Source organism: Kineococcus gynurae, from assembly GCF_042433995.1.
In the GTDB taxonomy this organism is placed as follows: Bacteria; Actinomycetota; Actinomycetes; order Actinomycetales; family Kineococcaceae; genus Kineococcus; species Kineococcus gynurae.
This window is the reverse complement of the sequence record NZ_JBHLUI010000006.1, coordinates 239,741-256,622: the sequence shown is the minus strand read 5'-3', so window position 1 is coordinate 256,622 and position 16,882 is coordinate 239,741. Positions and strand designations below refer to the sequence as shown.

Below are 16,882 nucleotides of genomic sequence, written 5' to 3'. Positions count from 1 at the left end.
GAGCCGTTTCGTTGCGAAGGAGCAATCATGGAAGTCACGCTCGAGAACATCTCCATCGCCTACGGTGGAGCGGTCGCGGTCAAGGACCTGAGCATCCACATCAAGGACGCCGAGTCCCTCGTCCTGCTCGGCAAGTCCGGGTGCGGCAAGACCACCACCATGCGCAGCATCGCCGGTCTGGAGACCCCCGTCTCGGGGCGCATCGTCATCGGTGACCAGGTCGTCTTCGACAGCGAGAAGGGCATCGACGTGCCCTCCTACAAGCGTCAGGTCGGGATGGTCTTCCAGTCCTACGCCGTCTGGCCGCACCGCACGATCTTCCAGAACGTCGCGTTCCCGCTGAAGATGCAGAAGCTGGGACGCAGGGAGATCGCCGAGCGGGTCGCCGAGGTCCTCGAGGTCGTCGGCCTGACCGACTTCGCCGACCGGGGTGCGAGCCTGCTCTCCGGCGGACAGATGCAGCGCGTCGCCCTGGCCCGCAGCCTGGTCATGCGTCCCCGGGTGCTGCTGCTCGACGAACCGCTGTCCAACCTCGACGCCCGGTTGCGCGAACGGCTGCGGGTGGAACTGCGCTCCATCCAGCAGAAACTGGATCTCACCTGCGTCTACGTCACCCACGACCAGACCGAGGCGCTCGCCCTGGCCGACCGGGTCGCCCTCATGCAGTCCGGCCGGATCGTGCAGTGCGCGGGGCCCGAGGAGGTCTACGAGCGCCCGCTCAGCGCCTCGATCGCCGACTTCCTCGGCGTGGCGAACATCCTGCCCGTCGACCGCCCCCTCGACGCCGGCGCCGACGCCCGTCGCTTCCGCCTCGCCAGCACCGACCTCCCGGTCGAGTGCGGCGACGTCGACGGCGGGCCGCGTTCCGCGGACGCCGACCTGCGGGCCTGCATCCGACCCGAGGACCTGCACATCGAGGCCGACGTCGACGGCACGGTCCGCGCGAACTCCTGGCCCGGCGTGGTCGACGTCGTCAGCTACCAGGGCGCGACGACCGTCTACCAGGTGGCCCTCGACCGCGGCCCGAGCCTGCAGATCTCCGCACCGCGGCGCCTGCAGGCCCCGCTGGTCAAGGGCGACCGGGTGCGCACGAGCATCGCCGCCCGCGACGTCCAGGTGCTCCCGGCGGAGGTGGCGGCATGACCCCCACCGCCGCTCCCCCGGCGACGGCCGGCGAGACCCTCGCCGGCAGCCCGCCGCCCGTCGTCTCCCGCGGGCGGGGCGCCCGGGCCAACCGCACCGCTCGGACGCTGCGCCGCAGCTCCTTCACCGGTGTGCAGGTCCTGCTCCTCTCCATCCTCGTCGTCGTCCCGATGGCGTTCATCGTGCTGGCCGCCTTCTCCACCGACGTGCCGCGCCCCGGTGCGGCCACGCTGGGCGGGTTGACCCTCGGCAACTTCTCGATCGTCGTCTCGCACGCCTCGCTGGTCGCGCTCGGCAACTCCGTCCTCATCGCCGGCTGCGCCTCCGTCGGCGCGATGGTCATCGGCTGCGGACTGGCGTTCCTCGCCGCCCGCACCGACGTGCGGTGGAAACCGCTGGTCTACTTCGCGGGCATCGCCCCGATGTTCCTGCCCTCGCTGGTGGGGGCGCTGGCCTGGTCGTTGCTGGCCGGTCCGGCCACGGGGTACCTGAACGTGGTCCTGCGGGCGGTGGGACTGGGGAGCTTCTTCGACGTCTACTCCCACCTCGGCATGATCTTCGTGCTGACCCTCTACTACGCGCCCTACGCCTTCCTGCTGGTGTTCGGGTCGTTGTCGCTCATGAACCCCGACCTGGAGGACGCCTCCAACGTCCACGGCGGCAGCATGCGCAGCACCCTGCGGGAGGTCACCTTCCCCCTGGCCCTGCCGGCCGCCCTCGGTTCCGGCGTCCTGATCTTCGCGCTGACCATGGAGAACTTCCCGGTGGCGCAGATGATCGGCACCCCCGGCCAGGTGGAGACCCTCCCGACCTTCATCTACCGCCTCATGAACGCCGCTCCCGCCCGCGGCACGGAGGCCGCCGCGGTCGCGGTGATCCTGACCCTGGTCCTCATGGTCATCACGTTCCTGCAGCAGCGGGTCGTGCTGAAGCGGAAGTTCACGACGGTCTCGGGCAAGGGCATGAAACCCCGGGTCCTGGCCATCGGGCGGTGGCGCACCATCGGCCTCGTCCTGGCCCTGGGCTACCTGTTCCTGGCGCTGGTCCTGCCCGTCCTCGCGCTGCTGCTGGCCTCGCTGCAGTCCTCGCCCTACCTCTCCAGCCTGGACCAGCTCACGACGGCGGGCGGGTTGTCGTTCTGGTCCCTCGGCCAGACCGCGCTCGACCACGACTTCCTGCTGGCCCTGCGCAACAGCCTGTTCGTCGCGGTCGTCGCCGCCACCCTCGGCACCGCGCTGAGCTTCGTCGTCGGCTACACCGTCTACCGGACGAACGCCCCTGGCCGGAAGGTCCTGGAGTACCTGGCCATGGCCCCCCTGGCCGTCCCCGCGATCGTGATGGGTCTGGGTCTGCTCTGGACCTGGGTCGCCGCACCGATCCCGCTGTACGGCACGGTCGCCGTCCTGGTGATCGCCTTCATGGGGATCTACCTGCCGCAGGGCTACCGCGGGACCACCGCAAGCATCCTGCAGGTGGACGACGACCTCGAGGACTCCGCCGTCCTGCTGGGCGCCCGTCGGGTGCGGGCGGTCCGCACGGTCACCGTCCCGCTGATGAAGACCGGGCTCCTCTCCACCCTGCTCCTGCTGCTCATGCTCTCGATGCGCGAACTCTCGGCCGCGTTGTTCCTGTTCACGTCCGACACCCGGCTGCTCTCGATCGTGGTGTTCGACGAGTACGACAACGGGGCGCTACGGGAAGCGGCGTCCACCTCCCTGCTCTACTGCCTCGCCATCATGGTCGTCGTGCTGCTGGCCCGTGCGGTCGGGGCGCGTCCCGCGAACGGAGCCCGCTGATGTCCACCCTCCCGACCCGTTCCGCCCGCCCCTCGCGGCGGACGGTCCTGACCGCCGGTTCCCTCTCCCTGGCCGGCGGGGCCCTCGGGCTCTCGGCCTGCGCGCCGCCCCCGTCCTACGAACTGGTCTCCCCCGCGGGAGCCGTCGACACCACCGACGGTCTGCTCATCGACGGCGAACTGGTGGCCGACGCGGCGCTGTTCGCCGCCGCCCGCGAGGAGGGTCGGGTGAGCCTCTACACCGGTTACGTCGAGAACAGCGAGAAGGAGGTCGTCAAGGCCTTCACCGCCGACACCGGCATCGCCGTCGAGATGATCCGGCTCGTGCCGAACCGGTTGCTCGAGCGCGTGCTGAGCGAGCAGGGGGCCGGTCGGCTCGGCGCGGACGTGGTCCGCTCCTCCGACCCCGCCAACGTGGAACGGATGTTCGCGGCCGGCGTCTTCACCCCGCACGTCGTCCCCGGTTTCGACGAGCTCGACGACACGGTCCGCTACGAGGGCGGCAGCTACTACCGCTGCTTCGACCCGGCGTTCACCTTCGGCTACAACACCGCCCTGGTCGACGAGGCCGACCGCCCCACCAGCTGGCACGACCTGGTGGATCCGCGGTGGAAGGGCCGCCTGGGCATCACCCAGGCCGGGGCCGGGGGCAGCTCGCTGTCGCTGACCCGGTTCCAGCTGGAGGTGCTCGGCCCGGAGTGGCTGGAGGCCCTGGCCGCCAACGAACCGCGCATCTTCGACAGCTCCGGCGCCATGCAGGAGAGCCTGGCCCGCGGCGAGATCGACGTCTCGACCGCGGTCGTCTCCAGCCTCAACATCTCGATGGCCAAGAACGCCCCGGTGCAGTTCGTGGTCCCCGAGGAGGGGTTCGCCCTCTACGACTACTTCGTCGGGGTCGCCGGGTCGGCGTCGCACCCGAACGCGGCCCAGGTCTTCCTGAACTGGAACATGAGCCGCCGCGGGGGCTCGGTGTTCGCCGACATCGGCGAGTACTCGACCAACCCCGAGGCCGACCCGCCCACCGTGCACGGGACGGTGCTCCCGGCGGTGTCCACCGGTCTGCCGCACCGCCCCGCGCCCGAGGACCTGGCCGCGCACCAGAAGTCCGACCAGGAGTTCTGGAACTCGGCCTTCGGCTACATCGGCTGACCCCCCGACGGGGGGCCGGTCAGAAACCCTCGGCGAGCAGTTCCACGTCGAGGGACAGCGACTCCCCCGGGGCCAGGTCGGCCGGCCGGGGGATCGCCGCGTGCGGGTACATCGGGGCGCTCGCCGGTTCGATCCCCAGGGCCCACCGACCGCGCGCGGGCAGGATCCACTGGTAGCACCCGGGGAAGGCGTCGTTCCAGGAGAAGGTCACCCGGCGCCCGTCGGGAGCGGTCACCACCGCACGGGCCCGCCCGCGGTCGTCCCGGACGAGGTCGGTGTGCTCGAAGACCGCCTCCTCCAGACCGTCGCGCGGCGACCCCATCACCCCCGGGACGGCGACGGGCTCGGGGTCGCGCGGGGAACAGGTCCCGGCCGGGATCTCGACCGTCGTGCCGGGCAGCAGCAGCGGGGCGCCGAGGTTGAAGTGGTGCAGCAGGCGCGGGGCCACCGGGAGCGGGCCGCAGTTCTCCAGGACGTCGCGGACCGTCAGCCGCGGGGTCCCGGCGGGGTCGAAGTCGCCGACGATGCTGCGGCGCAGCCGGATCGAGGGCCCGAAGATCTGCTGGCGCTCCATCGTCCCGGTGACCTCGAAACGGGGGACGCCGGCGACGACCCCGCGGGTGACGGTGACGTCGGCGGCGGGCAGGTGCGAGGCCGACCCGTGCAGCCCGAACTCCCCGACGGGCGGGCCGAGGTGCTCCGGACCGCAGGTCGTGAGCAGGCCGCCCGTGAACCGGGACAACCAGGCCAGACCCGTGGGGACGTCGAGGGCGCGCGCGTCGGCCACCGGGGAGACCCAGGACAACGGGATCCCCGCCACGTGGACGACGCCCAGGTCGAGACCGCGCGAGGGCAGGATCTCCACGTCGAACCCCCCGGCCACCCGGGCGTGCACGACCCGGGCCGGGTCGGGGCCGCCGGGCATCCCCAGCCGGTCGCTGACCCGGACCAGGGCGTCCTCGCGCGCGAACAGTCCGGCGTCGGCGGCCGCGCCCAGGGGGCCCAGGGTCGGGCCGTGCTCCCGGCCGCTCACCGCGCGACCGGGGGACGGCAGGCCAGCAGTTCCCCGTTACCCCGGACCGTGAGGCCCCCGGCGGCCGCGGCCACCAGCAGCGTGCTCCCGGCCGGCGCCGGGACCCCGCCGATCTCCAGCGGGCCCTCGGTCACCACGAGGATCGCGAAACCGGCCTCGAGCTCGGCGCTCCCCCGGACGTCGTGGCGGTCCAGCCGGAAGTACTCCTCGGCGGCCACGGGCAGCCCCGGCCCGGGATCGTCCGCCCGGGTGAGCAGGGCCTCGACCTGCTCCCGGCTGCGGGCGGAGTGCTCGACGGCGCTCAACGCCAGGGGGAAACCCAGGTCGAGGTGGCCGTCCGTCGCGCCGTCGAGCTCGAAGTCGCGCCACTCCAGCAGGATCGAGAGGTCCTCAGGTTCCTGGACCTCGGCCAGCAGGATCCCCTGCCCGATCGCGTGCAGGACCCCCGGGGGGACGTAGACCCGGTCGCCGGCCGCGACCGGGATGCGGTGCATGGCTCCCAGCAGGGTGTCGATGTCCTGCTCGGTCACGAGTCGCCCGAGGGTCTCGGCGTCCAGGTCCCGGGCCAGACCGAGCCAGACCTCACCCGGGCTCAGGATGTACCAGGCCTCGGCCTTGCCGTGCGCCGTGCCGCAGTGGGTCTGCGCGAAGTCGTCGTGCGGGTGCGCGTGCACCGGCAGGCGCTGACCGGCGTCGAGGAGTTTGACCAGGAGTTTCGTGTCGGCCCCGAAGGCGGCGACGTGCGCCGCCCCGAGCCATCCCTCCGGGTCGGCGGCGACGGCGTCGCGCAACCGGACCCCGTCGGGCAACGAGGTCTCCCCGATCCCCGGTTCACCCCGGACGCAGGTCACCGATCCCACCCAGTCCTCGGGCGTGAACTCCTCGGCCGCACCCGTCCCCCGGAACGCGCCGATGGCCGCACCCCCGCGGTAGAACCGGCCCCGGGGCTGGTTGGCGGGCAGCAGCAGCGGCGCCGACGGTGCCGCACCGGCGGCCGGGTCGCCCGGTGCGCTCGGGGTGGTCGGGGCGGGGGTCACGAGGTCCTCCAGGAGGGTCGGGGTCACGCGGTCACCCGCGATGACGGTGGCGGCGACGGTGACGGCCACGAGGGCCGCGGTCTCGGGATCGGCACCCGCCGCGACGGCGGCGAGCAACCCGGCGGTGGCGGCGTCTCCGGCGCCGTTGGTGCTGACGATGCGGCGAGGGGCGATCACGGGGCGGCGGAACCGGCGCCCGGCCCAGGCCTCGGCCCGGGGCGCCAGGGCCGACCCCGCCCGTTCCAGGCGCTCGCGACCGGCGGTCCGCACGACCAGGCCCTCGGCCCCCGCCGACACCACCGCGACCGCCGCGCCCCACCCGAGCAGGCGACCGGCGAGCTCGTCGGCCAGGTCGAGGCGGGGGGTCGTGCCCGGGTCGATGCGCAGCGCGGACAGGAGGTCGTCCAGGCTGGGGCTGAGGACGTCGACGAGGGGCAGGACCCGGGCGAACAGGTCGGCCCAGTCCCGTTGCCCCGCAGCGGACTTCTCGTCCACGACGGCGAGGTCCAAGGAGGTCGTGCTGCCCCGCGCGGAGGCCCGCCGCAGGAGGTCCAGCAGGGGGGTGCCGTCCTTTGCCAGCAACCCCGGCAGCAGGGAGGGGTAGCCGACGTGGACGACGTCACCCGGCGGGAGGGTCCCACCGGTGAACGCGTCGTTGGCCCCGCTGTGGTGCCAGAACGTCCGGTCCTGCCCCGGGGGCTCCACCACCACGCTGTAGGAGGTGCCGGCCCCGGGCTCGACGTCGAGCGTGACGCGCTCACCGAAGGACCGCAGGGCGGCCGCCCGGACCACCTCGGCGAGGTCGTCGTCGCCCACCGTCGCGGCCAGGTGCGCGTCGACGCCGAGCTCGAGCAGCCGGGAGCCCGTGTTGGCGACGCACCCGCCCAGGGAGACGCCGAGGGGCCCCACGTCGAAGAGGCGACCCGGCTCCAGGACCGCGGCCTCCCGCAGACGCGGGGCGAGATCCACACAGAGGTGGCCGACGACCGCAACGGGTAGACAACGTTGTCCCATACCTCCTAGCGTGGCACACGCGAGCCCCGCGAAGAAGACGGCGGCCGCGATTTCCCTGGAGGAACGATGACGCCTCATCCCACGAGGTACCGCCTGAACCGCCTGTTCGACGCCCGCTCCGGACGCGCCCTCGACGTCGCCGTCGACCACGGCTTCTTCGGTGAACCGTCCTTCCTCGCCGGGATCGAGGACATGCCCGCGGTGGTGGCCACCCTCGTCGAGGCCGGCCCCGACGCCGTGCAGCTCACCCTGGGCCAGGCCCGCCACCTGCAGGCGGTGCCGGGCAAGGACAAGCCCGCCCTGGTGATGCGCACCGACGTGGCCAACGTCTACGGCAACCCGCTGGACGAGCACATCTTCAGCCACCACGTCCCCTTCGCCATCGAGGAGGCCGTCCGCCTCGACGCCGTCGCGGTGTGCGCGAACCTCATGCAGCTGCCCGGGCGCCCGCAGATCCGGGAGATGAACATCCGCTCGCTGATGGCCCTGCGCGAGCAGGCCACCCGCTACGGGATGCCGCTGATGATCGAACCCCTGGTCATGGCCGACAACGTCAAGGCCGGCGGCGGGTACATGGTCGACGGCGACACCGCCAAGGTGATGACGCTGGTGCGGCAGGCGGTGGAGCTCGGCGCCGACCTGGTCAAGGCCGACCCGACCGACGACATCGCCGACTACGCCAAGGTCATCCGCGTCGCCGGCGGGGTGCCCGTCCTGGTCCGCGGCGGCGGTCGCGTCGACGACGAGACCCTGCTGACCCGCACCGTCGCCGTACTGGACGCCGGGGCCTCCGGCATCGTCTACGGCCGCAACATCATCCAGCACGCCGACCCGGCCGGGATCACCCAGGCCCTGATGGCGGTCCTGCACCGCGGTGTCGGGGTCTCCGACGCGCTGGCGATCCTGCGGGAGCGGTCCGCATGAACGCCACCACCGCGGGCGGCGCGCAGACCGTGAACGTCGCCATCGTCGGCGGGGGGTTGATGGGTCGTGAGATCGCCGCGGCGATCCAGCGCTGGCCCGCGCTCGTCGACCACCCGGTGCGCCCGCGCCTGACCGCGGTGTGCGACATCAACCCCGCCGCGCTGGAGTGGTTCCGCCAGATCGACAGCGTCACCACGCTGGTGACGGACCACCACGAACTCCTGGCCGACCCCGCGGTCGACGTGGTCTACGTCGCGGTCCGGCACGACCTGCACGAGGCGATCTACACCGACGTCGTCCGGGCCGGGAAGTCCCTGCTGGCCGAGAAACCTTTCGGCATCGACGGCGCCGCGGCCGAGGGCATCATGGCCGCGATCGCGGAGCACCCGGAGAGTTTCGTGCGGTGCTCCTCGGAGATGCCGTTCTTCCCCGGTGCGCAGCGGGCCATCGACTACGTGCTTTCGGGTGCTCTGGGTCGGATCGTGGAGGCGCGCAACGCTTTCCTGCACTCCAGCGACCTCGACACGGCCAAGCCGCTGAACTGGAAGCGGCAGGCGAAGTTCTGCGGTGAGGCGGGGGTCATGAACGACCTCGGACTGCACGCCTGGCACGTGCCGCTGCGGTTGGGGTGGGCTCCGGAGTCCGTCTACGCCGTCCTGCAGGACATCGTGCCCGAACGTCCGGGACCCTCGGGCGAGCTCGAACCCTGCGACACGTGGGACAACGCGACCCTGCACGCCTGGTCCCGCCACGACGGGGTCGCGTTCCCGCTCACCACCGAGATGAAGCGGATCGACCCCGGGCAGAAGAACTCCTGGGAGTTCGAGGCGATCGGCCTGGAGGGTGGGGTGCGTTTCAGCACCAAGAACCCCAAGTCGGTCGAGGTCTTCCGGGTCGTCGACGTCCCGGGGGTCGGCAAGGAGCAGGTCTGGCAGCAGCTCGACGCCGGCAGCCAGTCGGTGTGGCCGACGGTCACCGGGCCGATCTTCGAGTCCGGGTTCTCCGACTCGATCCTGCAGATGTGGGCCGCGTTCCTGGCCGAGCGGGCCGAGGCCCTCGGTGACCGGTTCGGGACCGCCCGCCCCGAGGAGGCGGCCTTCACCCACCGGATCTACGCCGCTGCGATCGCGTCCCACCGGGAGGGGCGCAGAATCACGGTGTGACCCCGTCGTCCGCGGCCCCGATCGTCGAACCCGACGCGATCGAGCGCTCCGGCCCCCGCCGCTGGTGGGCCGGACCGCTCGACGTCGAGGGACTGGCGCTCGGGGCCGTCGCCGCCCTGGGCGCGGTCGTGGCCCGGCTCGGGCCGGCCGAGGTCGCCACGACCTCGGCCCACGTGGCCGCGGCCTTCGACTCCTTCGGGCACCTGCGCCGCGACGGCCGCCCGCTCACGGCCTTCGCCCCCGAGTCGCGCTTCTTCGCCGCCCGGGACGGCTGGGTGCGCACGCACGCGAACTACCCGCACCACGCCGCGGCGCTGCGGGCCGCGGTGGGGGCCGGCTCCGCCGCCGAGGTGGGCCGGGCCCTGGCCGCCCGCCCGGCCCGGGTCGCCGAGCGGGACGTGCTCGCCCGGGGCGGGGTCGCGGCCGCCGTGCGCAGCCGGGAGTCCTGGCTGGCCGAGGTCGGCCCGGTGACCGCGGCCCCCTGGTTCAGCACGGTCGCGGGAGCCGGGACGGTCCGCTGGAGCCCCCGCGGCGAGCGCGGCCGGCCCTTGGCGGGACTGCGGGTCCTCGACGTCACGCGGGTGCTCGCCGGACCCGTCGCGGCCCGGACCCTCGGCGCCCTGGGCGCCGACGTCCTGCGGCTCGACCCGCCCGGGCGCCCCGAGCTGCTCGACATCCACCTCGACACCGGCTTCGGCAAGCGGGTCGCGACGGCCGACCTGACCGACCCGGGCGTCCGCGCCCGCGTGCACGAGCTGCTGGGCTCGGCCGACGTCCTGCTCACCGGGTACCGCCCCGGCAGTCTCACGCGCTTCGGCCTGGACGCCGAGGAGCTGGCCGAGGAGCACCCGCACCTGGTGGTGGGCACGCTCGACGCGTGGGGTCCGACCCCCAGTTGGGCGGGGCGACGGGGTTTCGACAGCATCGTCCAGGCCGCCACCGGGATCGCCGACCGCTACGGGCACCCGGACGGTTCCCCCGGGGCCCTGCCGGTGCAGGCCCTGGACCACGCGACCGGCTACGGACTGGCCGCGGCCTGCCTCGGGCTGCTGCTCGCGGGCGGCGGGCACGCCCGCACCTCGCTGACCGCGACCGGCGAGGAGCTGTGGCGTCGCGCGGTCCCGGCCGACGAGGTCGAACCGGTCGGCGTCCCCGAGCTGCGCCGGGTCCACGGCGAGGACGGCGAACTCATCCACGTCCCCGTCCCGTTGCTGCTGGACGGGGCGGCCCCCGCCTACACCGGGCCCCCGCGCCGCGCCCGGGCCGAGGAGCTGCGCTGGCGCTGAGCGCACCCCCTCTGGCCCCTTCCCGGCTACTTCTTCTTGGCGTCCTTGCCCTCGGCCGCGTCGGAGGACAGCGCCGCGATGAAGGCCTCCTGGGGCACCTCGACCCGCCCGACCATCTTCATGCGCTTCTTCCCCTCCTTCTGCTTCTCGAGGAGTTTGCGCTTGCGGGAGATGTCGCCGCCGTAGCACTTGGCGAGGACGTCCTTGCGGATGGCGCGGACGTTCTCACGGGCGATGATGCGGGCGCCGACCGCGGCCTGGATCGGCACCTCGAACTGCTGGCGCGGGATCAGGTCCTTGAGCTTGCCGGCCATCATCACGCCGTAGGAGTACGCCTTGTCCTTGTGCACGATGGCGCTGAACGCGTCGACCTGCTCGCCCTGCAGCAGGACGTCGACCTTGACCAGGTCGGCCACCTGGTCGCCGTCCACGTCGTAGTCGAGGGAGGCGTAGCCCCGGGTCCGGGACTTCAACTGGTCGAAGAAGTCGAAGACGATCTCGGCCAGGGGCAACCGGTACCGCATCTCGACGCGTTCCTCGGAGAGGTAGTCCATGCCCTGCAGCTCACCGCGCCGCTGCTGGCAGAGTTCCATGATCGCGCCGATGAACTCCGCGGGGGCGAGGACCGTCGCGCGCACGACGGGTTCGCGCACCTCGGCCACCTTGCCCATCGGGTACTCCGAGGGGTTGGTGACGGTGACGACCTTGCGGTCCTCCATCGTCACCTCGTAGACCACGCTGGGCGCGGTCGAGATGAGGTCCAGGTTGAACTCGCGCTCCAGCCGCTCCCGCACGATCTCCAGGTGCAGCAGACCGAGGAACCCGATGCGGAAACCGAAACCGAGGGCGGCGGAGGTCTCCGGTTCGTAGACCAGGGCCGCGTCGTTCAGCTTCAGCTTGTCGAGGGCGTCGCGCAGCAGCGGGTAGTCCGACCCGTCGATCGGGTACAACCCCGAGAACACCATGGGTTTCGGGTCGCGGTAACCGCCCAGCGCGGTCGTGGCGGGCTTGTGCGCGTTGGTGACGGTGTCGCCGACCTTGGACTGGCGGACGTCCTTGACCCCGGTGATGAGGTAGCCGACCTCGCCGACGCCGAGCCCGCCCGAGGGGGTGGGCTCCGGGGACGACACCCCGATCTCGAGGAGTTCGTGCGTGGCCTTGGTCGACATCATCGCGATGCGTTCGCGCGGGGACAGCGAACCGTCGATGACCCGGACGTAGGTGACGACGCCGCGGTAGGTGTCGTAGACGGAGTCGAAGATCATCGCGCGGGCCGGGGCGTCGGCGTCCCCCGTCGGCGCCGGGAACTGCTGGACGATCTGGTCCAGCAGCGCGTCGACCCCTTCCCCGGTCTTGCCCGACACCTTGAGGCAGTCCTCGGGTTCGCAGCCGATGAGCCCGGCCAGCTCCTCGGCGAACTTCTCCGGCTGGGCCGCGGGCAGGTCGATCTTGTTCAGCACCGGGATGATGTGGAGCTCGTTCTCCATCGCCAGGTACAGGTTCGCCAGCGTCTGCGCCTCGATGCCCTGAGCCGCGTCCACCAGCAGGACCGCGCCCTCGCAGGCGGCCAGCGACCGCGACACCTCGTAGGTGAAGTCGACGTGCCCCGGGGTGTCGATCATGTTGAGGGCGTAGTCGGTCCCGCCCACCCGCCACGGCATCCGCACGGCCTGGCTCTTGATGGTGATCCCGCGCTCGCGCTCGATGTCCATCCGGTCCAGGTACTGCGCCCGCATGGCCCGCTCGTCGACGACGCCGGTGAGCTGCAGCATCCGGTCCGCCAGCGTCGACTTGCCGTGGTCGATGTGGGCGATGATGCAGAAGTTGCGGATCACCGAAGGGGCGGTCGAGGCGGGGACCGGGGAGTGCTCGGCCATCGGGGACACGGGCGGGGTGGGCCTTCCTGCACGTCGGACGGGGGTCTCCATGGTCGCACGCCGACCACCGGCCCCGGTCGCGCGGAACCCCGCGGGTGCCGGCGGCGTCCGACCCCCGTCCGGCTGCAGCCCGCGGCCCGTCCCGCCCCCGGAGGCCGTCATGGCGCGTCGCTCCCACCCCCCGGTCCCCGTCGCTCCTCCCCGTGGTCACCGGTGGCGCGTCCTGCCGGTCCTCCTGCTCGCGGTCGTCCTCGCCGGGTGCACCGGCTCGGGGGCCACCGGGGGCAGCAGTTCGGGGACGGGGGCCGGGCAGGGCTCCGCGGCCGACCTGGGTCCGGCGTCGGGGGCCGCCCAGGACGCCGCCGCTGACGTCGCCGAGGACCCGGCCGCGCTGCCCGCGGCGGCCACCGGCCGGGCGGTCGTCAGCACGGCCCGTCTCGGGGTGGGCGTGGACGACGTCACCGCGGCGGCCTCCGCGGCCGCGCGCATCGCCGTCGCCGCGGGCGGCTCGGTCCAGCAGAGCCAGGTGAGCGGGGCGGACGGCACCGAGGTCGTCGCGGGCGAGGCCCGCCCGGACGACGCGGTCGCCCCCGGGGCCACCGCCTCCCTGACGCTGCGGGTCCCGGCCGAACGCTTCGAGGGCGTCCTGGACGAGCTCGCGGCCCTCGGGACCCAGCTCGACCGGCAGACCACGTCGAGCGACGTGAGCGCCGAGGTCGCCGACGTGGACAGCCGGGTCGCCTCGGCCCAGGCCGTGCTGGGCACCCTGCGCGAGCGGCTGCCCGAGGCCCGGACGATCGCCGACGTGCTCACGGTCGAGAACGAGCTGGCCCGGCGGCAGGCGGACCTGGAGGCCCTGCAGGCCCGGCAACGGGTGCTCGCCGACCAGGTGGCGCTGTCGACCGTGGACGTGGGGTTCAGCCCGCGTGCGGCGGTCGCGGCGGCGGCGGCGACCGACGGCGGGTTCCTCGACGGGCTGCGTGCCGGGTGGTCGGCCCTGGGACGCACGGTCCACGTCGGCGGGACCGTGCTCGGCGCGGTGCTGCCGTTCGCCGTCCCGGTGGCCGCGGTCGGCGGGCTGCTCTGGTGGCTCCGGCGCCGGCGCACCGAGGGTCGGGTGGGGTCGACCGCCAGACCGTCGGCGTTGCGCCTCCCGGAGCAGCCCGCAGACTCGGGAGCGTGGTCGATCTCCGCGCCCGTGTCCGTTCCGCCTTCCGTGCCCGGGTCTCCGGCGATCCCACCGGGGCCCCGGACTGGGTGCGCGAGGTCGCGACGGTCGGCGAGGGGCCGGGCTGGTTCGAGCCCGACGGTGTGGTGTGGTCGGTGCACGGGGACCTGTCGACGCTGGTCGGCGGAGTGGCCGCCCTGCTCGGGCAGGCCGCCCACCCGCTGGCGATGGCCGGGGTGGCCCGGCACTCGACCTACCGCAGCGACCCGTGGGGCCGACTGTCCGGGACCGCCCGCTGGATCGTGGTGACGACGTTCGGCTCGGCCGAGCTGGCCGAACGGGAGGCGGGCCGCGTGCGGGGGATGCACGACCGGGTCCGCGGGCGCGACGAGCAGGGTCGGCCCTACTCCGCGGGCGACCCCGACCTCCTGCGGTGGGTGCACCTGGCCTTCACCGACGCGTTCCTGCACGCGCACCTGGCCGTGGGCACCGACCTCCGGCCCCGCTTCGGTTCGCGCTGGCCCGACCGGTACGTGGACGACTGGGCCCGCAGTGCCCGCGCGCTCGGGGCCACGGACCTCCCCGACTCGGCCGCCGAGCTGGCGGAGGCCCTGCACTCGGTCGCCCCGCGGCTCGAACCCGCGCCCGCCGACGTCCGACGGTTCCTCGCCGCACCCGGGGGGCTGGGGCGGGCGGAGGGGCTGTTCTACCGGGGGGTGGTCGCGGCCGGGGAACGCATCGTCGCCCCCGTCGTGGCCGGTCCGGCGGGGGTCCCCGGACGGGGTCGCCGCTCCCCCGTCGACCGGGCCGTGCTGGGGCTGACCCGGACCCAGTTGCGGGTGCTGCGCGCCGCCCTGGGCGTGTCCGGGCCCACGGTCGAGGCCGCCCGCTACCGCATCGGGTGGGACCCGTGCCCGGACTGGCTCGTCCAGGACGGGACCCACCCGTCGACCGCGGGGTCGGTCAGCCGACGCTGACGGTCTCCCGCTCGTGCTTCAGACCGAGTTCGGCGGTGGGGACGTCCCGGGTCTCGCGGGCGGTCAGGGCCGAGACCGAGGCGATCACGGCGATGACGGCGGTGAAGAGGCTGATGACCACCCAGCCGCCCTCCCGCACCCCGCCGAGGGCGGCCACGATGGAGGGCGCGAAACCGGCCATGAGGAACCCGAACTGCGTCCCGATCGCCATGCCCGAGAACCGGACCTGCTGGCTGAACATCTCCCCGTAGAACGAGGGCCAGACGGCGTTGGCCGCGGCGTACCCGCAGGAGAACGTGGCCAGCGCGAGGGCGAACGTGAGCAGTTCGTTCGGCTGGCTCATGGACAGCATGTAGAAGGGCATGAGCGCCGCCGCGGACAACGCCCCGTAGACGAAGACCGGTCTGCGGCCGATGCGGTCGGCGAGCCGGCCGAACAGGGGCTGGGTGACCAGGGCGCCGACGTTGCCGGCCACGACGAGCCAGAGCGTGATGGCCTCGTTGACCCCGACCTCCTTGCCGTAGGCGATGGCCAGGTTCGCGAACACCGTCGAGACGGCTGCGACGAACGCGCACAGCACGACCCGCAGCACCGCGCGCCAGTGGTCGCGCATCAGTGGGACGAGCGGGATCTTGGCGACCTCACCCTTGGCCCGGGCCTCGGCGAACCCGGGCGGCTCCTCCAGCGAACGCCGGATGAAGAACGCGACGACGACGACGATCGCGCTGCACCAGAACGGGACGCGCCAACCCCAACTGTACTTGATCTCGTCCGGCAGCGCGACGACGGGGATGAAGATGAGGGCCGCGAGGATCTGCCCGCCCTGGGTCCCGGTCAGGGTCCAGGAGGTGAAGAACGACCGCCGGTCGTCGGGGGCGTGCTCCAAGGTCATGGACGAGGCGCCCGCCTGCTCCCCGGCCGCCGACAACCCCTGGGCCAGTCGGCAGAGGACCAGCAGCGCCGGCGCCCACCACCCGATCGTCTGGAAGTCGGGCAGGCAGCCGATGACGAACGTCGAACCCCCCATGAGCACCAACGTGAACATGAGGACCTTCTGCCGCCCGATCCGGTCACCGAAGTGCCCCAGGATGATCGCGCCGAAGGGCCGGGCCACGTAGGCGAAGCCGAAGGTGGCCAAGGACATCACGGTGGCCGCGTCGTCCCCGCTGGGGAAGAACACGACCGGGAAGATCAGGGCGGCGGCCGAGCCGAAGATGAAGAAGTCGTAGTACTCGACGGCGCTGCCGAGGAAACTGGCGAGCGCCGCCTTGCGCGGGGTCTTGCCGGCGTGGTGCGCCGGTCCGGCGGTGGTGTGCACGTGGCCCTCCGTTGGGACGTGACGGATCGGGATGGGTGGGCGGTTCGGGACGGGCGGTTCCGGGACGGGCGGGATCAGGCGGGCAGGGCGAGGTCGGCGCGTTCGGCGCCGACGAGGTCGCGGAAGTGCCGGCCCATGCGGGCCGCGTCGGGGGTGCGGCCGGTGATGAGCGCGAACGCGTCGACGGCCTGGTGGACGGCCATGTGGCCCCCGTCGAGGGTCCGGCACCCGGCGGCCCGGGCGGCGCGCAGCAGCTCGGTCTCCAGCGGCCGGTAGACGATGTCGGCGACCCAGAGGCCGGGGTGCAGCAGCTGGGGGTCGAACGGGGTGCCGGGGTGGGCGGCCATCCCGGTGGGGGTGCAGTGGACGACCCCGTCGGCGCGGCGCAGCAACCCGGGCAGTTCGGCGGACCCGGCCACGGCGACCGCGGCGGTGTGCCGCTGCCGCAACGACTCCGCCAGGGCGCCGGCCCGCGCCGGGTCGACGTCGACGACGGTCAGGTGGGCGACCCCGAGGCGCAGCAGCGCGTCGGCGACGGCCGAACCGGCCCCGCCCGCCCCCAGCAGCACGACGTCGTCGAGGGTGACGCCGGGCAGGCCCGTGCTCAGCGCGGTCGCGAACCCGGAGGTGTCGGTGTTGAACCCGACGTCGCCGTCGGGCCCGAGGAGCACGGTGTTGACCGCGCCGAGCGCGGCGGCCACCGGGTCGACCGCGTCGAGGTGCTCCAGCACGAGCTGCTTGGCGGGGTGGGTGACGTTCAGCGCGTCGAAGCCGAGCGCACGGGCCCAGCGGAGGATCTCCCCGATCTGTTCCGCACGCAGCCCCAGGCGGTCGATGTCGACCGGTCGGTAGACGTAGGGGATCCCCAGCGCCGCGGCCTCGGCCATGTGCAGCGGGGGCGTGAGCGAGGGGGTCACCCCGGAGCCCACGAGTCCGACGAGGAACGGCCGCACCGCCGTCACCACCTTCCGTTCGCCAATGAACTATCTGGTACGTAC

13 protein-coding genes are annotated in these 16,882 nt (G+C 73.2%); 8 read left to right on the top strand and 5 right to left on the bottom strand.

From position 1 onward, the window contains the following. Positions 1-27 precede the first annotated feature (27 nt). Genes ACFFKU_RS05915 through ACFFKU_RS05905 form a run of 3 tightly spaced genes read left to right on the top strand, consistent with a single transcriptional unit; the run spans position 28 to position 4,087 of the window. Positions 28-1,143 carry an ABC transporter ATP-binding protein gene (locus tag ACFFKU_RS05915; protein ID WP_380136444.1) on the top strand — a complete coding sequence of 372 codons (1,116 nt, stop codon included), beginning with the start codon at positions 28-30 and terminating at the stop codon, positions 1,141-1,143. Beyond that, entirely contained in the window at positions 1,140-2,939 is a 1,800-nt protein-coding gene (locus ACFFKU_RS05910) for an ABC transporter permease (RefSeq protein WP_380136443.1), read from the top strand. Before ACFFKU_RS05915 ends, ACFFKU_RS05910 begins: the two co-directional genes overlap by 4 nt. Further along, a complete protein-coding gene (locus tag ACFFKU_RS05905) occupies positions 2,939-4,087 on the top strand; it encodes an ABC transporter substrate-binding protein (protein ID WP_380136441.1) in 1,149 nt (382 codons plus the stop codon). Before ACFFKU_RS05910 ends, ACFFKU_RS05905 begins: the two co-directional genes overlap by 1 nt. A 19-nt stretch (positions 4,088-4,106) precedes the next feature. Here the strand turns inward: ACFFKU_RS05905 and ACFFKU_RS05900 are convergent, their stop codons facing one another. Both ACFFKU_RS05900 and ACFFKU_RS05895 read right to left on the bottom strand, forming a co-directional pair. Continuing rightward, positions 4,107-5,120, bottom strand: a complete 1,014-nt coding sequence (locus ACFFKU_RS05900; RefSeq protein WP_380136439.1) for a DUF4432 family protein — start codon at positions 5,118-5,120, stop codon at positions 4,107-4,109. Further along, positions 5,117-7,171, bottom strand: a complete 2,055-nt coding sequence (locus ACFFKU_RS05895) for a PfkB family carbohydrate kinase (RefSeq protein WP_380136438.1) — start codon at positions 7,169-7,171, stop codon at positions 5,117-5,119. The genes ACFFKU_RS05900 and ACFFKU_RS05895 overlap by 4 nt, the downstream gene beginning before the upstream one ends. Before the next feature lie 66 nt (positions 7,172-7,237). Here ACFFKU_RS05895 and ACFFKU_RS05890 point away from each other — a divergent pair, with 66 nt between their 5' ends. Genes ACFFKU_RS05890 through ACFFKU_RS05880 form a run of 3 tightly spaced genes read left to right on the top strand, consistent with a single transcriptional unit; the run spans position 7,238 to position 10,544 of the window. Next, a complete protein-coding gene (locus ACFFKU_RS05890) occupies positions 7,238-8,095 on the top strand; it encodes a class I fructose-bisphosphate aldolase (RefSeq protein ID WP_380136436.1) in 858 nt (285 codons plus the stop codon). Continuing rightward, complete coding sequence (locus ACFFKU_RS05885; protein ID WP_380136434.1) at positions 8,092-9,258, top strand: Gfo/Idh/MocA family protein; 1,167 nt, start codon at positions 8,092-8,094, stop codon at positions 9,256-9,258. Before ACFFKU_RS05890 ends, ACFFKU_RS05885 begins: the two co-directional genes overlap by 4 nt. After that, positions 9,255-10,544: a CoA transferase gene (locus ACFFKU_RS05880; protein ID WP_380136433.1), complete on the top strand. Its 1,290-nt coding sequence runs from the start codon at positions 9,255-9,257 to the stop codon at positions 10,542-10,544. Before ACFFKU_RS05885 ends, ACFFKU_RS05880 begins: the two co-directional genes overlap by 4 nt. A 26-nt stretch (positions 10,545-10,570) precedes the next feature. Here the strand turns inward: ACFFKU_RS05880 and lepA are convergent, their stop codons facing one another. Continuing rightward, positions 10,571-12,421, bottom strand: coding sequence for a translation elongation factor 4 (gene lepA, locus ACFFKU_RS05875; protein ID WP_380136431.1), 1,851 nt, complete (start codon positions 12,419-12,421; stop codon positions 10,571-10,573). 160 nt (positions 12,422-12,581) lie between these two features. Here lepA and ACFFKU_RS05870 point away from each other — a divergent pair, with 160 nt between their 5' ends. Then, positions 12,582-13,898, top strand: coding sequence for a DUF4349 domain-containing protein (locus ACFFKU_RS05870; protein ID WP_380136429.1), 1,317 nt, complete (start codon positions 12,582-12,584; stop codon positions 13,896-13,898). Beyond that, positions 13,787-14,566 (top strand): oxygenase MpaB family protein, encoded by a 780-nt coding sequence (locus ACFFKU_RS05865; RefSeq protein WP_380136475.1) that lies wholly within the window; start codon positions 13,787-13,789, stop codon positions 14,564-14,566. Before ACFFKU_RS05870 ends, ACFFKU_RS05865 begins: the two co-directional genes overlap by 112 nt. Here the strand turns inward: ACFFKU_RS05865 and ACFFKU_RS05860 are convergent. Further along, a complete protein-coding gene (locus ACFFKU_RS05860; RefSeq protein WP_380136428.1) occupies positions 14,553-15,884 on the bottom strand; it encodes an MFS transporter in 1,332 nt (443 codons plus the stop codon). The two genes, ACFFKU_RS05865 and ACFFKU_RS05860, sit on opposite strands and share 14 nt — an antisense overlap. Positions 15,885-15,958: 74 nt before the next feature. Next, positions 15,959-16,846: a shikimate dehydrogenase gene (locus ACFFKU_RS05855; protein ID WP_380136473.1), complete on the bottom strand. Its 888-nt coding sequence runs from the start codon at positions 16,844-16,846 to the stop codon at positions 15,959-15,961. Positions 16,847-16,882 lie beyond the last annotated feature (36 nt).

Bases quoted from the DNA above. Each gene is read 5' to 3' on its own strand.
- ACFFKU_RS05890 (WP_380136436.1), top strand. From the start codon at position 7,238: ATGACGCCTCATCCCACGAGGTACCGCCTGAACCGCCTGTTCGACGCC.
- ACFFKU_RS05895 (WP_380136438.1), bottom strand. From the start codon at position 7,171: ATGGGACAACGTTGTCTACCCGTTGCGGTCGTCGGCCACCTCTGTGTG.
- ACFFKU_RS05885 (WP_380136434.1), top strand. From the start codon at position 8,092: ATGAACGCCACCACCGCGGGCGGCGCGCAGACCGTGAACGTCGCCATC.
- ACFFKU_RS05910 (WP_380136443.1), top strand. From the start codon at position 1,140: ATGACCCCCACCGCCGCTCCCCCGGCGACGGCCGGCGAGACCCTCGCC.
- lepA (WP_380136431.1), bottom strand. From the start codon at position 12,421: ATGGCCGAGCACTCCCCGGTCCCCGCCTCGACCGCCCCTTCGGTGATC.
- ACFFKU_RS05870 (WP_380136429.1), top strand. From the start codon at position 12,582: ATGGCGCGTCGCTCCCACCCCCCGGTCCCCGTCGCTCCTCCCCGTGGT.
- ACFFKU_RS05915 (WP_380136444.1), top strand. From the start codon at position 28: ATGGAAGTCACGCTCGAGAACATCTCCATCGCCTACGGTGGAGCGGTC.
- ACFFKU_RS05905 (WP_380136441.1), top strand. From the start codon at position 2,939: ATGTCCACCCTCCCGACCCGTTCCGCCCGCCCCTCGCGGCGGACGGTC.